Origin of the sequence: Periweissella cryptocerci (assembly GCF_004358325.1) — a bacterium.
Lineage (GTDB): Bacteria > Bacillota > Bacilli > Lactobacillales > Lactobacillaceae > Periweissella > Periweissella cryptocerci.
In genome coordinates, this window is record NZ_CP037940.1 from 1,270,200 (window position 1) to 1,287,127 (window position 16,928).

Below are 16,928 nucleotides of genomic sequence, written 5' to 3' on the forward strand. Positions count from 1 at the left end.
AAGGCATTTGACACAAGTTTCACAAATCTCTAGTTATAATATCTATAATCTTGTATATATTGAATCTGTCTTTTTTCTTTTTTTGCCTTTTTGAACTAAAATGTTGTTTTTGGGGGCTAAAATTTTTCCAGCGTGGAATTTGGATGCGTGTCTCAGCTTGATTCCCACTACGTGTCTGGAACCAGTAATTCCACGCTTATCTAGCGGAGTGACTGAAAATCACTTTGTGGCCGGCAGGCTTTACACCGAAATGGGACGTGACACCACGTGTCGGGTTTGTCGCTGAGGGTAGAGCCGACCGGGCCTTATTTGTCCAGCGTAGCTACAAATGTGAGTAGTCTAATGGCTTTAGCCATTAGACTGCCAGCTATCCCGAATTGCCCAAGACAGACATTCAGCCTGGAAGGCTAATCTAATCGCGTTAGGATTAGATTCAGTATTTTGTGCAACAAAATGCTGGAATGTTTTGCGTTGCCGGTTCGCAGGCATAAGCAAGTGGCTTGGGCATGCGCTTCCATCTCGGTGCACAATGTGATTTTCAGGCACGCAGTGACATCATACATCTCATCCCATTTTATAAATTCCGCGTCAAACTAAATAAAGCCGAATAATTGAAGACACAAAAAAACCCCCAACAATACCGGCGCGACTGTAAACAGCCATTCAAGCTAGACTTGGTTGGACGGGTTAGGCCCATCCATCATCGTAACGCTTTATACCATTGTATTGTGGGAGATTGATTTGATCTACGAATAGATTATTTGGAGTTGTTGATTAGTCAACGAGTTCCAAGACAACCATTTGCGCGGCATCACCACGACGTTGAACTGTCTTAAGAATTCGAGTGTAACCACCATTACGTTCAGCGTAACGTGGTGCCAATTCATCAAACAACTTTTGCAAAGCAGTTTGTACTTTGATGTCATCTCCGTCTTCCTTCACATCAGCAACAACGTTACGAACGAACGCAGCAGCCTTACGACGAGAAGCTAAATCACCATGCTTACCAAGTGTAATCATCTTGTCAGCAGTCTTACGTACTTCCTTAGCCTTAGCTTCAGTAGTAACAATACGACCGTTAACAAGCAAGTTAGTAGTCAAATCACGTAAAAGAGCTTTACGTTGTGAGCTAGTACGACCTAATTTACGGTAACTCATGAATGGATACCCTCCTTTTACTTAAAATATTAGTCTTCTTTGCGGAATCCTAAACCTAATTCAGCAAGTTTGTGTTGAATTTCTTCTAATGATTTGCGACCAAGGTTACGCACCTTCATCATGTCAGCATCAGACTTGTCGGTCAATTCTTGAACAGTATTGATTCCGGCACGTTTGAGACAATTGTAAGAACGGACACTAAGATCGAGTTCTTCAATTGACATTTCTAACATCTTTTCCTTGTGCGTTTCTTCCTTTTCGACCATGATTTCGGCATTCTTGGCAGTGTCTGTCATATCAACAAACATTGCTAAGTGTTCAGTCAAAATCTTAGCGGCAAGGCTGATCGCTTCACTAGGAGTGATTGAACCATCAGTCCAAACATCCAAAGTCAACTTGTCGTAATCGTCACGTTGACCCACACGGGTGTTTTCAACTTGATAGTTCACTCGTTCGATTGGGGTATAAATTGAATCAATTGCTAACACGCCAATAGGCAAGTCATCGCGTAATGCCTTGCTATCATCAGCAGACAAATATCCGCGACCACGGTTAGCAGTCAGAGTCATATGCAAAGTTGCACCATCGGCAACCGTTGCAATATATAAATCTGGATTCAAGATAGAAACATCAGCGTCTCCAAGAATGTCAGCAGCAGTAACTGTTGCTGGTCCTTGAATATTGACTTCTAATGTTTTGTCTTCATCGCTTTCGATACGCAATGAAACCTTCTTCAAATTAAGGATGATTTGAGTCACGTCTTCTACAACACCTTCAACAGTGGTAAATTCGTGCAAAACACCATCAATTTGAACTGAGTTAACCGCAGCACCAGGCAATGATGACAACAAGATACGACGAAGTGAGTTACCTAAAGTAGTTCCGTATCCCCGTTCAAGCGGTTCAACTGCAAACTTACCGTAGTTATCTTCTTCTTCAATCTTATTAATGTTAGGCTTTTCAAATTCGATCATGCTAAATGTAACCCCTTTCAAAACGCGTACGTTGAATAATTGATTCGATTCTTCGAGAGAATTGAGCTAATTCTCAGAATGAGAATTTCCTCGACTAGACACGACGACGCTTTGGTGGACGAGATCCATTGTGAGGAACTGGAGTTACATCCTTAATAGCTGTAACTTCAAGACCGGCAGCTGCCAAAGCACGAATAGCTGATTCACGACCTGAACCAGGTCCCTTCACAGTGACTTCAACAGTTTTCATACCGTTTTCCATAGAACCCTTAGCAGCAGCTTCCGCAGCCATTTGGGCGGCGAAAGGAGTTGACTTACGGCTACCCTTGAAACCAAGAGAGCCAGCTGAAGACCAGGCAACAGCGTTACCTTGTACATCAGTAATCATAACGATCGTGTTGTTGAATGTTGCGTGGATGTGAGCTACACCGGCTTCAATATTCTTCTTTACACGACGCTTACGGTTGTTACGACCTGCCATGAGATATTATCCTCCTTTACCTTAAAAATTAATTACTTCTTCTTACCAGCGATTGATTTAGCTGGGCCTTTACGAGTACGCGCATTGTTCTTAGTGTGTTGTCCACGCACTGGAAGACCTTTGCGGTGTCGAATGCCTCGGTAAGATGCGATTTCTTGCAATTGTTTGATGTTCAATGATACTTCACGACGAAGATCACCTTCTACCTTGATACCGTCAACGACGGCACGGATAGCATCTTCTTGATCTGCAGTCAAATCACGTACACGAACGTCTTCTGAAACGTTGGCGTCTACCAAGATTTGCTTGGCAGTAGTGTTACCGATTCCGTAGATGTAAGTCAAGCCAATGACAATACGCTTGTCACGTGGCAAGTCAATACCTGCAATACGAGCCATAAAAATTCACCTCCATAAAAAGTTACGCATTTAGCGTTTAATATATATTATTTATTTATCACGTAAACGTGAAAAGATAATTACTTACCTTGACGTTGTTTGTGCTTAGGGTTTGCAGAGCAAATTACCATAACACGGCCGTTACGCTTGATCACTTTACAGTGTTCACACATAGGCTTAACTGATGGACGTACCTTCATTAATCTATTCCTCCTATTCGGTTAACTGATTACTTGAAGCGATAAGTAATCCGACCTTTGGTAAGATCGTATGGTGACATTTCAACTGTCACCTTATCGCCTGGCAAGATACGAATAAAGTTCTTACGAATTTTACCCGATACGTGCGCCAAGATAACATGTCCATTTTCGAGTTCAACTTTGAACATCGCGTTTGGTAATGTTTCTCGAACAACACCTTCGATTTCAATTACATCACTGGCCAACTCACTAGTCCTCCTTATGGTTCTTCTTAATACACATGAAAAGGTGAATTTCTCACCTCTTCCGAAATTACAGAGTAATTTAAGCGTGACCTTAGTAATTCTAACATACTCCACTCGAAAGCAGAATTAATTAGCATTACCGGTGGCTACTTTGTGGGCCATTACAATGCTTTTAAAATAGTTTGAGTGTCTGCGAAGACAACATCAATATCACGCGCTCCATCAATCGTGTGGAGCAAACCTTTTGCTTGATAAAAATCAACCAAAGGCGCATTCATCTTGATGTTAACTTCAAGACGGTTCTTGATAGTTTCTTCGTTGTCATCGGCACGACCACGTGCGAGTAAACGAGCGGCTAACAAGCTTGGATCAACATCAAAGTTGATAACTGCTGTTAATGGCTTGTTCAATTCCTTCAACATTGTTTCCAATGCTTCGGCTTGAACAAGGGTCCGTGGGAAACCATCTAACATGAAGCCAGCTTCAGTATCTGGTTGTGAAAGACGATCCTTCACGATTCCTACGGTCACATCATCGGGAACCAATTCACCTTTATCGATGAATTTCTTGGCTTCGAGACCCATTGCAGTTTCATTGGCCATTGCCTCACGGAAAATATCACCAGTTGAAATGTGCGGAATCGCAAATTCTTCAATGATTTTTTCTGCTTGGGTACCTTTACCTGCGCCAGGAAGGCCCATAAGTACTAAATTCAATGCCATGATTTTTATTCTCCTTCTCTGATGAATCCAACATATTGACGCTTCATCATCAACCCATCAAGTTGCTTGATCAAGTCAATAGCGACACCAACCACGATTAAGAGACTAGTACCACCAAGACCAATTTGTTCACTCAAGTTCCATACGTTAGTTGCAATCAAAGGCAACAACGCTACGAAACCAAGGAACAATGAACCAACAACAGATAAGCGCATCAACAATCCTGAAACCCACTTTTGCGTTTCCTTACCAGGCCAAATACCAACGATATATGAACCTTGCTTTTGCAAGTTTTCAGAAAGTTTTTCTGGGTTAACTTGAACAAAGGCATAGAAGAACGTAAAGAGGATAATCAAGACAGTATACAAAATCGAACCAGTGGTCGTTTGCATACTGAAGATGTTTTGCATTGTTTTGAACCAACCTTCAGTCCCGTGACTTCCTTGGAAAGCCATCAAGATAGTTTGTGGTGTCGCAACGAATGATGAAGCAAAGATTACTGGGATAACCCCAGAAACGTTAACCTTCAAAGGAAGGTAAGCTGAATCGCCTGATCCAGTTGAGCGACGTGTGTATTGCATTGGAATCTTACGAATAGCTTGTTGAACCCAAGTAACGAAGACTACAACAGCAATAACCAAGACGAGCACAACAACTAAGAACAACCAACCCTTCCAAGCATCACCCTTAGGCGCTTGGAGAACTTGTTCCTTAAAGAGTTCGTACATACCAGAAGGCATACGTGCGATAATCCCTGCGAAGATTAACATTGAAACGCCGTTCCCAAGACCCCGGTCGGTGATCATATCACCCAACCAAGTGGCAAACATTGTCCCAGCAGTTAACAACACACCAATCAAGATGAATGTTTGTGCATTAGGGTTTGGCACAAGGCCCATTGAACTGAGGGCATTAAACCCAGCAGTAACCCCAATTGATTGAACAAACGCCAAAACGATTGTTAAGTAGCGTGTTGCTTGGTTGAGCTTACGACGCCCAACTTCACCTTGTTTAGACCATTCAACAAAACGTGGAACAATGTCCATTTGGAGCAATTGCACCACGATTTGAGCAGTAACATAAGGTGAAACCCCCATTGCGAACAATGAGTAGTTCGACAAGCCACCACCACTGAAAATATTCAACATGCCAACCAACCCTGAGCTTGCAACTTGTTGCATTGCACCAGCGTTGATACCAGGAACGGTGATATAAGCACCAATCCGGTAAATAATCAAAATACCAAGAGTGAAGAGCATCTTGTTCCGGATGTCTTTGACTTTAAAGGCATTAATGATTGTCGTTAGCATTAGAGTACCTCTGTAGATCCACCGGCAGCTTCAATAGCTACAACAGCTGAGCTTGAGAACTTGTTAGCTTTAACAGTCAACTTCTTAGTCAATTCGCCGTTACCGAGCACTTTGATACCAGCTTTTTCGCTCTTAACGATTCCGGCTTCGACCAACAATGCTGGAGTAACTTCTGCACCATCTTCGAACTTGTTCAAAGTAGTGAGGTTAACGATTGCGTATTCTTTACGTGAAATGTTAGTAAATCCACGCTTTGGAATACGACGGTAAAGAGGCATTTGGCCCCCTTCAAAACCGACACGGACCTTGCTACGAGCCTTTTGACCCTTTTGACCACGTCCAGCGGTTTTACCGTTACCAGAAGAAGTACCACGACCAACACGGTTACGTGTTTGACGTGAACCTTCAGCAGCTTGTAATTCGTTCAACTTCATTAGGTTGGCACCTCCTTATATTAGTAGTTTAAATAGTTTTTTTATTACTTAACTTCTTCAACAGAAACTAAGTGTGAAATCAAGAATACAGCACCACGAGTTGCATCGTTATCAGGCTTCACAACTGAACTGTTAACGCGGCCTAAGCCAAGAGCCTTAACAATTGCACGTTGCTTAGGAAGACGGTGAGCAGCACTCTTAACAAGTGTGATTTTTACATCAGCCATTACGTTTTCCTCCTAATTAGTCAGCGAAGTGTTCCAAAGAAACACCACGAGCAGCAGCTACATCTTCAGCGTTCTTAAGTGACTTCAAACCTTCGAAAGTTGCGCGAACAACGTTCACTGGAGTTGAAGAACCAAGAGACTTAGAAGTAATATCGGCGACACCTGCAAGTTCCATAACGGCACGAACGGCACCACCGGCAGCAACACCAGAACCTTCAACGGCTGGCTTAAGCATAATGCGGCCACCACCCCAGATTCCGAGTACTTCGTGAGGAATAGTAGTAGCAACAGTTGGAACTGCGATCAAGTTACGCTTTGCGTCTTCAACAGCCTTACGGATTGCTTCAGGGACTTCTTGTGCTTTACCAGTACCGAAGCCAACGTGACCTTGCTTGTCTCCGACAACAACAAGTGCTGCGAAACGAAGACGACGACCACCCTTAACAACCTTAGTAACACGGTTAATAGAAACAACGTTTTCTTCGAGTTCACCAAGAGTTTTTGGATCAATATATGCCATTTTGTTTATTCCTCCTTTCCTTAGAACTTAAGTCCGTTTTCACGAGCTGCTTCGGCCAATACTTGAACACGTCCGTGGTATAAGTAACCCCCACGGTCGAAGATAACATCTTCAATGCCCTTAGCAACGGCACGCTTAGCAACTTGTTCTCCGACAAACGCAGCCTTTTCAGACTTAGTTGAGCCGGTAACGTCCTTGTCAAGTGTTGAGGCACTTGCTAACGTCACACCCGCTACGTCATCAATCACTTGAGCGTAGATGTTGGCATTTGAACGGAAAATGTTCAAGCGTGGGCGTTCAGCAGTACCAGAGATCTTTGCGCGAACGCGGCCGTGGCGGCGTTGGCGAGTTTTGTTCTTATCTGGTTTTGTAATCATTTTGTAGTAACCTCTTTAATTTATCTAGCGAAAGATATACTAGCTAAGTAAAACTGCCTAAGCAGATTACTTACCAGTCTTACCTTCCTTACGACGTACATGTTCGTCAATGTAACGAATACCTTTACCCTTGTAAGGTTCAGGTGCACGGACAGAACGAATTTCTGCGGCTAAATCACCAACAGATTGCTTTGAAATACCTGAGATAATCACAGTAGTGTTATCTGGAGTTTCAATCTTCAACTCAGCTGGAGTTTCGAATTCAACAGGGTGTGAATAACCCACGTTCAATACGAGTTTAGTACCTTGCATTTGAGCACGGTAACCAACCCCAACGAGCTTCAAAGTCTTAGCAAAACCATCGTGAACACCTTCAACCATGTTGGCGAAGAGTGCACGGCTAGTTCCGTGAAGAGCCTTCATACGGCTATCGTCTGATGGACGAGTGAAAGTTGCTTCAGCGCCATCAATGGCCAATGCAATGTCAGCTGACAAAGTGCGAGTTAATTCGCCCTTAGGTCCCTTAACAGTAACAGTTGAACCATCTTGCTTAACTTCAACCCCAGCTGGGATTGTAACAGTCTTATTACCAATACGACTCACGAGTAGGTACCTCCTTTTTACGAAATTTTTATATTACCAAACGTAAGCGAGAACTTCGCCACCAATTTTCTTGGCGCGAGCTTCCTTATCAGTTACCACACCTTCAGAAGTTGAAATGATTGCAATACCTAAACCATTCAACACCTTTGGCACAGCATCTGCCTTAACATATGAGCGCAAACCTGGCTTTGAAATACGCTTCAAACCAGTGATAACGCGTTGCTTGTCAGCACCGTACTTAAGGAATACACGGATGATACCTTGCTTGTCATCTTCAATGTATTCTACATCACGAACGAAACCTTCATTTTTCAAGATTTCTGCAATGTCCTTTTTGATCTTTGATGCAGGTACTTCGACAACTTCATGTTTAACCATGTTTGCGTTACGAATACGAGTCAAAAAATCTGCGATTGGGTCAGTCATAGACATCGATGTTTACCCTCCTATCATCTAATAGTTGTTAATTAATTGTTGTTTACCAAGAAGCTTTTTGCATACCAGGAATTTGACCCTTGTGAGCTAAGTCACGAAGGCAAATACGGCACAAACGGAACTTACGGTAAACACTGTGTGGACGTCCGCAACGTTCACAACGAGTGTATTCTTGAACCGCGAACTTAGCTGGACGCTTGTTCTTGGCTACCATTGATTTCTTTGCCATTGAATATTATCTCCTAAATTACTTAGCGAAAGGCATTCCCAATTGACCGAGCAATTCACGTGATTCTTCATCAGTGTTTGCAGTGGTAACGATAACGATGTCCAAACCACGAACACGGTTAACATTATCAAAGTCAATTTCAGGGAAGATCAATTGTTCCTTGATCCCGAGAGTGTAGTTACCACGACCATCAAAGGCCTTGTTAGATACACCACGGAAGTCACGAACACGTGGAAGTGAAACTGATACCAACTTATCTAAGAAGTCGTACATGCGTTCGCCACGCAATGTAACCTTGGCACCAATTGACATACCTTCACGAAGACGGAAGCCGGCGATTGACTTCTTTGCCTTAGTTACTAATGGCTTTTGACCTGAGATCAATTCCAATTCAGCAACAGCTTCATCCAAGTTCTTTGAGTTAGATACTGCGTCACCAACACCCATGTTAAGCACGATCTTGTCGAGCTTAGGGGCTTGCATTGATGATGAGTAGTTGAATTTTTCGATCAATGAAGGTTGAACTTCATTAACGTACTTTTCTTTCAAACGATTAGCCATGAAAATGATTTCCTCCTTTCAATCAGCTTTTGATTAGTCGAGCACTGAGCCAGACTTTTTAGCGAAACGAACCTTTTTGCCATCTTCTTCCTTGAAACCAATCTTAGTTGGTTCGTTGGTAGAAGGGTCGAGCAACGCCACGTTTGACACGTGAATTGGAGCTTCGACATCAATGATTCCACCTTGTGGGAATGCATTGCTTGGCTTTTGGTGCTTCTTAACGATGTTGATACCTTCGACAACGACACGGTCAGTAGCAGCGATAGTCTTAACGATTACGCCTTCCTTACCCTTGTCCTTACCTGCGATAACACGAACTTTATCACCAGTCTTAACAAACATTTTGTAGCGCACCTCCTTTGTTTATTGATGGTTTATATTAAAGAACTTCTGGTGCGAGAGAAACGATACGCATGTAGTCATTTTCACGCAATTCACGGGCAACAGGTCCGAAGATACGAGTACCTACTGGGCTCTTGTCGTCCTTTACAATAACAGCGGCGTTTTCATCAAACTTGATGTATGAGCCGTCTGCGCGGTGTACTCCTGATACAGTACGAACGATAACAGCCTTAACGACGTCACCCTTCTTTACAGTACCACCAGGAATAGCTTGTTTAACAGTAGCAACGATCATATCACCAATACCGGCGAACTTACGGCCTGAACCGCCAAGTACCTTAATGGTTAAGATTTCACGTGCTCCTGAGTTATCTGCAACTCGTAAGCGACTTTCTGATTGGATCACAACTAGTGTCCTCCTTCCATACAAAAATTAGAATACGAAATTATAAACTAATAATTAGATAATCACAGCTTCTTCAACAACTTCAACTAAGCGGAAGCGCTTAGTAGCAGACAATGGACGAGTTTCCATAATCTTTACGATATCGCCAGTCTTAGCAATGTTGTTTTCATCATGTGCTTTGTACTTCTTAGTGTACTTAACGCGCTTGCCGTAGACAGGGTGGTTCTTGTAAGTTTCGATAGCGACTACGATAGTCTTATCCATCTTATCTGATACCACACGTCCTTGGTAAACTTTACGAGCGTTACGTTCTTCAGACATATTATTTGGCCTCCTTTTTCGTATTCTACTTGTTCAATTCTTGTTGACGAAGGACCGTCTTGATACGCGCAATGTTCTTACGAACTTGTGCCAAACGGGCAGTGTTTTCAAGTTGGCCTGTTGCTAATTGGAAACGCAAGTTGAAAAGTTCTTCTTTGTAAGACTTTTCCTTGGCAACCAATTCAGCAGCGGTTAAATCTTTAATTTCACTAGCTTTCATTCTTATTCACCCTCCACTTCGCGGGTCAAAACCTTAGTCTTGACTGGCAACTTGTGTGAAGCGAGACGTAATGCTTCGCGGGCGATTTCTTCAGAAACACCACCGACTTCAAACATTACCTTGCCGCGCTTAACTGGGGCAACCCATCCTTCAGGGGCACCTTTACCGTTACCCATACGGACACCAACACCCTTAGATGTGTATGATTTGTGAGGGAAGATTTTGATCCAAACCTTACCACCACGCTTCATATAACGAGTCATGGCAATACGAGCTGCTTCGATTTGACGGTTGGTTACCCAACTAGAAGTCAAAGCTTGCAAACCGTATTCACCAAATGTAACTTGCTTACCGCCTTTGGCTTCACCGCGCATCTTACCACGGTGTTCACGACGGTGCTTTACACGTTTAGGAACGAGCATGTTTACTTCCCTCCTTTGTTCTTAGTAGGGAGAACTTCACCACGGTAAATCCAAGTCTTAATACCTAACTTACCGTAAGTAGTGATTGCTTCATCCCATGAATAATCAATATCTGCACGGAGTGTGTGCAATGGCACAGTACCTTCAGTATATTGTTCGATACGAGCAATATCTGCACCGTTAAGACGGCCGGCTACTTGTGTCTTGATACCCTTGGCACCGGCACGCATTGCGCGTTGGATTGCTCCACGCATTGCACGACGGAAGGCTACACGACGTTCCAAATCAGCGGCGATTTGTTGACCAACAAGGTGGGCATCCAAATCAGGCTTTTTGATTTCTACAATATTGATGTGTACTCGCTTACCAGTCAAGCTGTTAAGAGCTTGACGGAGAGATTCAACTTCTGAACCACCCTTACCGATAACCATACCAGGCTTGGCAGTGTGGATTGAAATGTTCACGCGCTTTGCAGCACGTTCGATTTCAATACGTGAAACAGAAGCATCAGCGAGTTTAGTTTCGATAAACTTACGAATGCGTAAATCTTCGTGCAAGAAGTTCGCAAAATCTTGGTTATTTGCGTACCACTTAGCATCCCAATCACGGATAATACCGACACGCATACCCGTTGGGTTAATCTTTTGACCCATGTGCTAATACCTCCTTACTTTTCTGATACCACAATAGTAATGTGGCTAGTACGTTTGTTAATTGGTGAAGCAGAACCCTTCGCACGTGGACGGAAACGCTTAAGCGTAGGTCCTTCGTTGGCGAATGCTTCTGAGATGATCAAGTCTTCTTGATCTAATGAGAAGTTGTTTTCAGCGTTAGCAACTGCAGACTTCAACACTTTGTAGACATCTTCAGATGCGCCACGTGGTGAGAATTGCAAAATTGCAAAGGCTTCGGCAACATTCTTGCCGCGGACAAGGTCGAGCACAAGGCGGACCTTACGAGCTGCAATACGAACAGTTTTGGCAGTTGCCGTTGCTGATGTGATTTGTTCAGCCATGGTTATTGTCCTCCTTTAATTACTTACGACCAGTTTTTTTATCGTCACCGGCGTGACCTTTGAAAGTACGAGTTGGGACGAATTCACCCAACTTGTGACCAACCATGTCTTCTTGAATGAAGACTGGGACGTGCTTACGACCATCATAAACGGCGATGGTGAACCCAATAAAGCTTGGGAAGATTGTTGAACGACGAGACCAAGTTTTGATTACTGACTTCTTTTCAGAATCTGCTTGAGCTTCGATCTTCTTCAATAAGTGAGCATCGGCGAATGGTCCCTTTTTAAGACTACGAGCCATCGTATGTCCTCCTCTTCTGGATTAGTTTTTAATTGATTAAATTAAATGGTTAAAGATTACTTGCTCTTACGACCACGAACGATAAGCTTGCTTGAGCGAGCGTTAACCTTACGAGTCTTCTTACCGGCAGTTTTCTTACCCCATGGAGACATTGGAGATGGACGACCAACTGGGGCCTTACCTTCACCACCACCGTGTGGGTGATCGTTAGGGTTCATTACAGAACCACGAACGTGAGGGCGTTGACCCTTCCAACGGTTACGTCCAGCCTTACCCCAGTTAATCAATGAGTGTTCTGAGTTACCAACTTCACCAATTGTGGCACGGTTAGTAGCGAGCACCATACGAACTTCACCAGAAGCAAGACGCAAGAGTACGTACTTACCTTCTTTACCAAGTAATTGAGCTGATGTCCCTGCTGAACGAGCAAGTTGACCACCCTTACCAGGCTTCAATTCAATGTTGTGTACCAAAGTACCTTCTGGGATGTTTGCCAATGGCAATGCATTACCCACCTTGATATCGGCATCAACACCAGATTCAACAGTCATACCAACTTCAAGGCCTTTAGGGGCGATGATGTATGACTTAACACCGTCTGAGTAAACAAGCAAAGCAATGTTTGCAGTACGGTTTGGATCGTATTCAATTGCCTTAACTGTAGCCTTAACTTCATCCTTAATACGTTTGAAGTCAATGATACGGTATGCACGTTTGTGTCCACCACCACGGTGACGAACAGTCATGTGACCGTATGAGTTACGGCCGGCAGTCTTTGATTGTGATTCCAACAAAGTCTTTTCAGGCTTAGTCTTAGTGATTTCACTAAAATCAGAACTAGTCATGTTACGACGACCGTTCGTTGTTGGTTTATACTTCTTAATAGCCACTATCGATTCCTCCTATAATAAGATTTTATTCTTCAGTGAATAATTGAATTTCTTTTGAATCTGCAGAAAGAGTAACGATAGCCTTCTTGCGCTTCTTAGTGTAACCTGAGAAACGTCCTTGACGCTTTAATTTACCCTTAACATTAGCAACGTTGATCTTAGTAACCTTAACTTCGAAGATTTCTTCGATAGCAGATTTAACTTGCGTTTTAGTAGCGCGTGTATCAACGTCGAAAGTGTAGCGCTTGTTATCTAAACCAGCCATTGAAGCTTCAGTGATAACTGGGCGTAAAATGATATCGCGAGCATCCATTATGCAAGCACCTCCTCAACTTGAGTGAGTGCTGATTGAACGATGACCAACTTATCGTTGTTCACTACGTCCAATACATTAACCCCCTTGGCAGTCATAACCGTTACGTTAGTAAGGTTACGAGCTGACAATGCGGCGTTGATGTTTTCATCATCAAGCACTACAAGTGTTTTTTCGTTTACATTCAAGCTGTCAAGAACAGCCTTAAATGCTTGTGTCTTTGGTGCGTCGAAGCTCAATGCGTCAACAACAACCAATTTTTCGTCAAGTACCTTTTGAGAGAGGACTGACTTAAGTGCCAAACGGTAAACCTTCTTTGGCAACTTGTAGGCGTATGAACGTGGAGTAGGTCCGAAGACGATACCACCACCACGCCATTGTGGTGAACGGATTGAACCTTGGCGGGCACGACCAGTACCCTTTTGACGCCATGGTTTCTTACCACCACCGCGAACTGCTGAGCGGTTCTTAACGGCGTGGGTTCCTTGACGGAGTGATGCGCGTTGCATAAGAACTGCATCGAACACAGTGTTGTTGTTAGGTTCGATACCGAAAACGGCATCGTTCAATTCAACTTCACCGGCATTAGAACCGTCTTGCTTAAATAAAGCTACTTTAGTCATTAATTAATTCCTCCTCTCTGAATTACTTGCTCTTTACAGAGCTTTTGATGGTTACAAGTGACTTGTTAGCACCTGGAACGTTACCCTTGATCAAGATAACATTGTTTTCAAGATCAGTGCGAACGATTGACAAGTTTTGAACAGTACGCTTGTTGTTACCCATGCGACCAGGCAAGAGCTTACCCTTGAATACTCGGTTAATAACTGCCCCGAGTGAACCTGGACGACGGTGGTAACGAGAACCGTGAGCCATAGGACCGCGAGATTGGCCGTCCTTCTTAATGTTACCTTGGTAACCATGACCCTTCGTGATACCAGTTACATCAACTGCTTCACCAGCTTCGAAGATTTCAACGTTGATAGAATCACCAACTGTGAATTCCCCTTCTGCGCCGCGAATTTCACGAATGAAGCGCTTAGGGGTCGTGTTTGCTTTCGCAACGTGACCTTGTTCAGGTTTGTTTGAGAGAACTTCGCGCTTATCTTGGTAACCAAGTTGAATGGCTTCGTAACCATCGTTTTCCAAAGTTTTAACTTGGAGAACAACGTTAGGAGTTGCTTCAACAACAGTTACAGGGATAAGTTCGCCAGTTTCAGTGAAAACCTGAGTCATACCGACCTTACGGCCTAAGATTCCTTTGGTAGTCATGACTAACCTCCATGTTTGTATTTGTATGAACCAAAAATCTTAAATCTTGAAATTAAGCTGTGAATTACAACTTGATTTCGATGTCAACACCACTTGGTAATTCAAGCTTAGTCAACGCATCAACTGTTTTAGCAGTTGGGTTAACAATATCGATCAAACGCTTGTGTGTGCGCATTTCGAATTGTTCACGTGAATCCTTGTGCTTGTGTGGTGAACGGAGAACCGTGTAAAGGGTACGTTCAGTAGGCAATGGGATAGGACCTGAAATTTCAGCCCCTGTACGCTTTGCTGTTTCCACAATCTTTTCAGCAGATTGATCAAGGATGCGGTGTTCGTAGGCCTTAAGGCGAATACGAATCTTCTTGTTTGCCATGTTTGTTTCCTCCTTCGTCTATTTTTAAAATAAGACTAGCTCCGTAGAAGTTACCGACGTTTGCTGACCGTGGCAACGCGCCCGCGTGTGTCGCAACCTTCTACATCATTGCTGAATGTTGATACATCAAGCTTTACCAGGCATTACTACCTGCTTCTTCTTAACGTACTTGATTATAATACACGATAAACCTAGTAAACACAAGGGTTTTATCATACTTTTTTTGTTTCAAGAGATTACATGTTTGTGACACGCAATTAGAAAACTTTCATAAAAAATCATGAAAAGTTCAATATTCTTTTCTTGAACCCTGTATACTATAAGCAGAAAGCGAAAGGAATGCAAATAATATGACTCGAGCATTAATTATTATCGATTACACCAATGATTTTGTCGCAATGGACGGGGCGTTAACCGCTGGCCAGCCTGCTATCGCTTTGGAAGATCGTATTGTCGAACTTGCCGATACCTTTAACCATAATGGTGATTACGTAATTTTGCCGACTGACTTGCACACTGCTAATGATCCGTTCCACCCGGAAACTAAGCTCTTTCCACCACACAATCTTGCCAACACGTGGGGACGTGAATATTTTGGTAAGCTCCAAACTTGGGTTGATACACACAAAGACGAAGATAAAACGTATATCTTCCCTAAGAATCGTTACAGTAGTTTTGCCAATACTAATTTGGACAACTACTTGCGGGAACGTGGGATTACTGAAATCGACTTAGTAGGTGTTGTTACCGACATCTGCATTCTCCACACCGCTGTTGATGCGTACAACTTAGATTATGATGTTACTATCCACCCAAGTGGTGTAGCATCCTTCAATCAAGCGGGGCATGAATGGGCCTTGGACCATTTTAAAAATACCCTTGGTTTCAAAGTTGAAGATTAATATGGTACTTTCAGGCATTAACGGTAACGCCTCGTAAGTATCAGTCAATTACAACCTCATGTAAAGGTGACAGAGAAAACCTTTATATAGTAGAAAACGCTCAGAACTAATAAAAGTTCTGAGCGTTTTTCTGTTATTTTAGTACTGATAATCAGCTTAACATTTTACTTTAGTGTACTAATCATTCATTCGCTGGTATTAAGTCAAATTGACCCCATGGTTGCAATAACACTAGCAACGCCAAGTCTTCTGGGTGAATGTGACCAACGACATTAATCCGCCCATCATTTGGTAAGGCTTGGAGCGCAATTTGGAGCTCACCCTTGTATTGACCATAATCTTCATTATCAATTAATACGTCAGCATACTTCACATCATCAGTGTGCTTGGGTGGGAAGGCTTCATTCTTGTAAATAACGCGCGTCATCGTTGAGCGGAGTACGTAATCCGAACGGTCACCACGATACATCTGCGGTTGCTTAAACAGCACGGCTAAGTCTGCTGCACTCAAATCAGGCTGTGTTACCACCCGTAATTGTGGTCGCACTAAGTTAAACGCGGTTGCGGCAGCTTTGAGGTCTTCCTCACTGGCAAAAGCATTCCCAATCAGCACATCATCAATCAAGCCACTTAAGCGATGCTCTTGGACTTGCGTTGCGATTGGTAAGTCACGGTGTGTTTCCAATGAAACTAAGCCATCAGCGACTGGCCATGGACCAAATGTTCCACTAGGCGCATTCACAAACGCAGCGGTCCGAATATGTTGGTTACGGTACTGTTGTGACGTTTCCGCAAAATACGCTTGACCTAAGCCCGTGTATCGTTGGGGATAGAAATTATGCGAGCCTAATAGATTATCCCGATTTGGGGCGTAATCAGCAATTTGGTCAATATAGTGTGTCCCACGTGAGATATTGACTTCAATTTTCAATCCATAAGGGTTTTGCGTCATCTTGGCTTCTTCAGCACCCGTAAAGCCCTCATCTAAGCGTAATCCCCAGGCACCTAAATCAGCGAAAAAGTGTAAATCATTATATGTGACACCAAGTTGGGCAAACAAACTCGGATTAATATCCAAAATTGTTTTCATGCCTAACTCATTACCAACTGTGATAAGTTGCTTAAATTCTGCCACCACGGTATCAGCATCATCGGTAATTTCAAGTAATGAAGTAAATACCCGCGTATAACCGTATTTTGCAGCTAATTTTAAGTATGCCGCATTTTCTGCAAAACTTGCTTGTGATGGATAAATTGATAATCCTAACTCTGCCATG

Annotated in this window: 31 protein-coding genes; 1 reads left to right on the top strand and 30 read right to left on the bottom strand. The window is 43.1% G+C overall.

Translation table 11 applies throughout. The annotated features are described in order from the left end of the window. Positions 1 to 774: 774 nt before the first annotated feature. The 29 genes from rplQ to rpsJ form a co-directional block, all read right to left on the bottom strand. Positions 775 to 1,158 (bottom strand): 50S ribosomal protein L17, encoded by a 384-nt coding sequence (gene rplQ / locus EQG49_RS05780; RefSeq protein ID WP_133363083.1) that lies wholly within the window; start codon positions 1,156 to 1,158, stop codon positions 775 to 777. 29 nt (positions 1,159 to 1,187) lie between these two features. Beyond that, positions 1,188 to 2,132, bottom strand: a complete 945-nt coding sequence (locus EQG49_RS05785) for a DNA-directed RNA polymerase subunit alpha (RefSeq protein ID WP_133363084.1) — start codon at positions 2,130 to 2,132, stop codon at positions 1,188 to 1,190. Between the two features lie 94 nt (positions 2,133 to 2,226). Further along, the gene (rpsK, locus tag EQG49_RS05790; RefSeq protein WP_133363085.1) at positions 2,227 to 2,613 is read right to left on the bottom strand and encodes a 30S ribosomal protein S11; all 387 of its coding nucleotides are present in this window, start codon (positions 2,611 to 2,613) and stop codon (positions 2,227 to 2,229) included. A 32-nt stretch (positions 2,614 to 2,645) separates the two neighbouring features. After that, a complete protein-coding gene (gene rpsM, locus EQG49_RS05795) occupies positions 2,646 to 3,011 on the bottom strand; it encodes a 30S ribosomal protein S13 (RefSeq protein WP_133363086.1) in 366 nt (121 codons plus the stop codon). Between the two features lie 80 nt (positions 3,012 to 3,091). Continuing rightward, positions 3,092 to 3,211: a 50S ribosomal protein L36 gene (gene rpmJ / locus EQG49_RS05800; protein WP_010621648.1), complete on the bottom strand. Its 120-nt coding sequence runs from the start codon at positions 3,209 to 3,211 to the stop codon at positions 3,092 to 3,094. Between the two features lie 29 nt (positions 3,212 to 3,240). Next, complete coding sequence (gene infA / locus EQG49_RS05805) at positions 3,241 to 3,456, bottom strand: translation initiation factor IF-1 (RefSeq protein ID WP_133363087.1); 216 nt, start codon at positions 3,454 to 3,456, stop codon at positions 3,241 to 3,243. Positions 3,457 to 3,617: 161 nt separating this feature from the next. Next, positions 3,618 to 4,172: an adenylate kinase gene (locus EQG49_RS05810; RefSeq protein ID WP_279232836.1), complete on the bottom strand. Its 555-nt coding sequence runs from the start codon at positions 4,170 to 4,172 to the stop codon at positions 3,618 to 3,620. 11 nt (positions 4,173 to 4,183) lie between these two features. After that, positions 4,184 to 5,488 (bottom strand): preprotein translocase subunit SecY, encoded by a 1,305-nt coding sequence (gene secY, locus EQG49_RS05815; RefSeq protein WP_133363089.1) that lies wholly within the window; start codon positions 5,486 to 5,488, stop codon positions 4,184 to 4,186. Next, a complete protein-coding gene (gene rplO, locus EQG49_RS05820; RefSeq protein WP_133363090.1) occupies positions 5,488 to 5,922 on the bottom strand; it encodes a 50S ribosomal protein L15 in 435 nt (144 codons plus the stop codon). The genes secY and rplO overlap by 1 nt, the downstream gene beginning before the upstream one ends. 44 nt (positions 5,923 to 5,966) lie before the next feature. Next, on the bottom strand, positions 5,967 to 6,149 hold the full coding sequence (rpmD, locus tag EQG49_RS05825) for a 50S ribosomal protein L30 (RefSeq protein WP_133363091.1): 183 nt from the start codon (positions 6,147 to 6,149) through the stop codon (positions 5,967 to 5,969). Positions 6,150 to 6,165: 16 nt separating this feature from the next. Next, the gene (rpsE, locus tag EQG49_RS05830; RefSeq protein WP_133363092.1) at positions 6,166 to 6,669 is read right to left on the bottom strand and encodes a 30S ribosomal protein S5; all 504 of its coding nucleotides are present in this window, start codon (positions 6,667 to 6,669) and stop codon (positions 6,166 to 6,168) included. A 20-nt stretch (positions 6,670 to 6,689) separates the two neighbouring features. After that, a complete protein-coding gene (gene rplR / locus EQG49_RS05835) occupies positions 6,690 to 7,046 on the bottom strand; it encodes a 50S ribosomal protein L18 (RefSeq protein ID WP_133363093.1) in 357 nt (118 codons plus the stop codon). A gap of 66 nt (positions 7,047 to 7,112) precedes the next feature. Further along, complete coding sequence (gene rplF / locus EQG49_RS05840; RefSeq protein WP_133363094.1) at positions 7,113 to 7,649, bottom strand: 50S ribosomal protein L6; 537 nt, start codon at positions 7,647 to 7,649, stop codon at positions 7,113 to 7,115. 33 nt (positions 7,650 to 7,682) lie between these two features. Next, positions 7,683 to 8,081, bottom strand: a complete 399-nt coding sequence (gene rpsH, locus EQG49_RS05845; protein WP_133363095.1) for a 30S ribosomal protein S8 — start codon at positions 8,079 to 8,081, stop codon at positions 7,683 to 7,685. A 46-nt stretch (positions 8,082 to 8,127) separates the two neighbouring features. Next, entirely contained in the window at positions 8,128 to 8,313 is a 186-nt protein-coding gene (locus tag EQG49_RS05850; RefSeq protein ID WP_133363096.1) for a type Z 30S ribosomal protein S14, read from the bottom strand. A gap of 18 nt (positions 8,314 to 8,331) precedes the next feature. Further along, positions 8,332 to 8,874, bottom strand: coding sequence for a 50S ribosomal protein L5 (gene rplE / locus EQG49_RS05855; protein ID WP_133363097.1), 543 nt, complete (start codon positions 8,872 to 8,874; stop codon positions 8,332 to 8,334). A 33-nt stretch (positions 8,875 to 8,907) separates the two neighbouring features. Beyond that, on the bottom strand, positions 8,908 to 9,216 hold the full coding sequence (rplX, locus tag EQG49_RS05860; RefSeq protein ID WP_133363098.1) for a 50S ribosomal protein L24: 309 nt from the start codon (positions 9,214 to 9,216) through the stop codon (positions 8,908 to 8,910). Between the two features lie 37 nt (positions 9,217 to 9,253). After that, positions 9,254 to 9,622 carry a 50S ribosomal protein L14 gene (rplN, locus tag EQG49_RS05865; RefSeq protein WP_133363099.1) on the bottom strand — a complete coding sequence of 123 codons (369 nt, stop codon included), beginning with the start codon at positions 9,620 to 9,622 and terminating at the stop codon, positions 9,254 to 9,256. 54 nt (positions 9,623 to 9,676) lie between these two features. Next, entirely contained in the window at positions 9,677 to 9,943 is a 267-nt protein-coding gene (rpsQ, locus tag EQG49_RS05870; protein ID WP_133363100.1) for a 30S ribosomal protein S17, read from the bottom strand. Positions 9,944 to 9,968: 25 nt separating this feature from the next. Continuing rightward, on the bottom strand, positions 9,969 to 10,163 hold the full coding sequence (gene rpmC / locus EQG49_RS05875; RefSeq protein WP_133363101.1) for a 50S ribosomal protein L29: 195 nt from the start codon (positions 10,161 to 10,163) through the stop codon (positions 9,969 to 9,971). A gap of 2 nt (positions 10,164 to 10,165) precedes the next feature. After that, positions 10,166 to 10,585, bottom strand: a complete 420-nt coding sequence (gene rplP / locus EQG49_RS05880; protein WP_133363102.1) for a 50S ribosomal protein L16 — start codon at positions 10,583 to 10,585, stop codon at positions 10,166 to 10,168. A 2-nt stretch (positions 10,586 to 10,587) separates the two neighbouring features. Next, positions 10,588 to 11,238, bottom strand: a complete 651-nt coding sequence (rpsC, locus tag EQG49_RS05885) for a 30S ribosomal protein S3 (protein ID WP_133363103.1) — start codon at positions 11,236 to 11,238, stop codon at positions 10,588 to 10,590. A gap of 14 nt (positions 11,239 to 11,252) precedes the next feature. Continuing rightward, a complete protein-coding gene (rplV, locus tag EQG49_RS05890; protein ID WP_133363104.1) occupies positions 11,253 to 11,600 on the bottom strand; it encodes a 50S ribosomal protein L22 in 348 nt (115 codons plus the stop codon). Positions 11,601 to 11,619: 19 nt separating this feature from the next. After that, on the bottom strand, positions 11,620 to 11,901 hold the full coding sequence (rpsS, locus tag EQG49_RS05895; RefSeq protein ID WP_133363105.1) for a 30S ribosomal protein S19: 282 nt from the start codon (positions 11,899 to 11,901) through the stop codon (positions 11,620 to 11,622). Positions 11,902 to 11,957: 56 nt separating this feature from the next. Beyond that, a complete protein-coding gene (gene rplB, locus EQG49_RS05900; RefSeq protein ID WP_133363106.1) occupies positions 11,958 to 12,791 on the bottom strand; it encodes a 50S ribosomal protein L2 in 834 nt (277 codons plus the stop codon). A 25-nt stretch (positions 12,792 to 12,816) separates the two neighbouring features. Next, positions 12,817 to 13,104: a 50S ribosomal protein L23 gene (rplW, locus tag EQG49_RS05905; RefSeq protein WP_133363107.1), complete on the bottom strand. Its 288-nt coding sequence runs from the start codon at positions 13,102 to 13,104 to the stop codon at positions 12,817 to 12,819. Then, positions 13,104 to 13,727 (bottom strand): 50S ribosomal protein L4, encoded by a 624-nt coding sequence (gene rplD / locus EQG49_RS05910; protein ID WP_133363108.1) that lies wholly within the window; start codon positions 13,725 to 13,727, stop codon positions 13,104 to 13,106. The genes rplW and rplD overlap by 1 nt, the downstream gene beginning before the upstream one ends. A gap of 22 nt (positions 13,728 to 13,749) precedes the next feature. Further along, positions 13,750 to 14,376 carry a 50S ribosomal protein L3 gene (rplC, locus tag EQG49_RS05915; protein ID WP_133363109.1) on the bottom strand — a complete coding sequence of 209 codons (627 nt, stop codon included), beginning with the start codon at positions 14,374 to 14,376 and terminating at the stop codon, positions 13,750 to 13,752. A 64-nt stretch (positions 14,377 to 14,440) separates the two neighbouring features. After that, entirely contained in the window at positions 14,441 to 14,749 is a 309-nt protein-coding gene (gene rpsJ / locus EQG49_RS05920) for a 30S ribosomal protein S10 (protein WP_133363110.1), read from the bottom strand. Between the two features lie 350 nt (positions 14,750 to 15,099). Between rpsJ and EQG49_RS05925 the strand changes: the two genes are divergently transcribed. Beyond that, positions 15,100 to 15,651: a cysteine hydrolase family protein gene (locus EQG49_RS05925; RefSeq protein WP_133363111.1), complete on the top strand. Its 552-nt coding sequence runs from the start codon at positions 15,100 to 15,102 to the stop codon at positions 15,649 to 15,651. Between the two features lie 181 nt (positions 15,652 to 15,832). On the opposite strand, the gene EQG49_RS05930 is transcribed toward EQG49_RS05925, so the two are convergent. Further along, entirely contained in the window at positions 15,833 to 16,927 is a 1,095-nt protein-coding gene (locus tag EQG49_RS05930) for a DUF871 domain-containing protein (protein ID WP_133363112.1), read from the bottom strand. Position 16,928 lies beyond the last annotated feature (1 nt).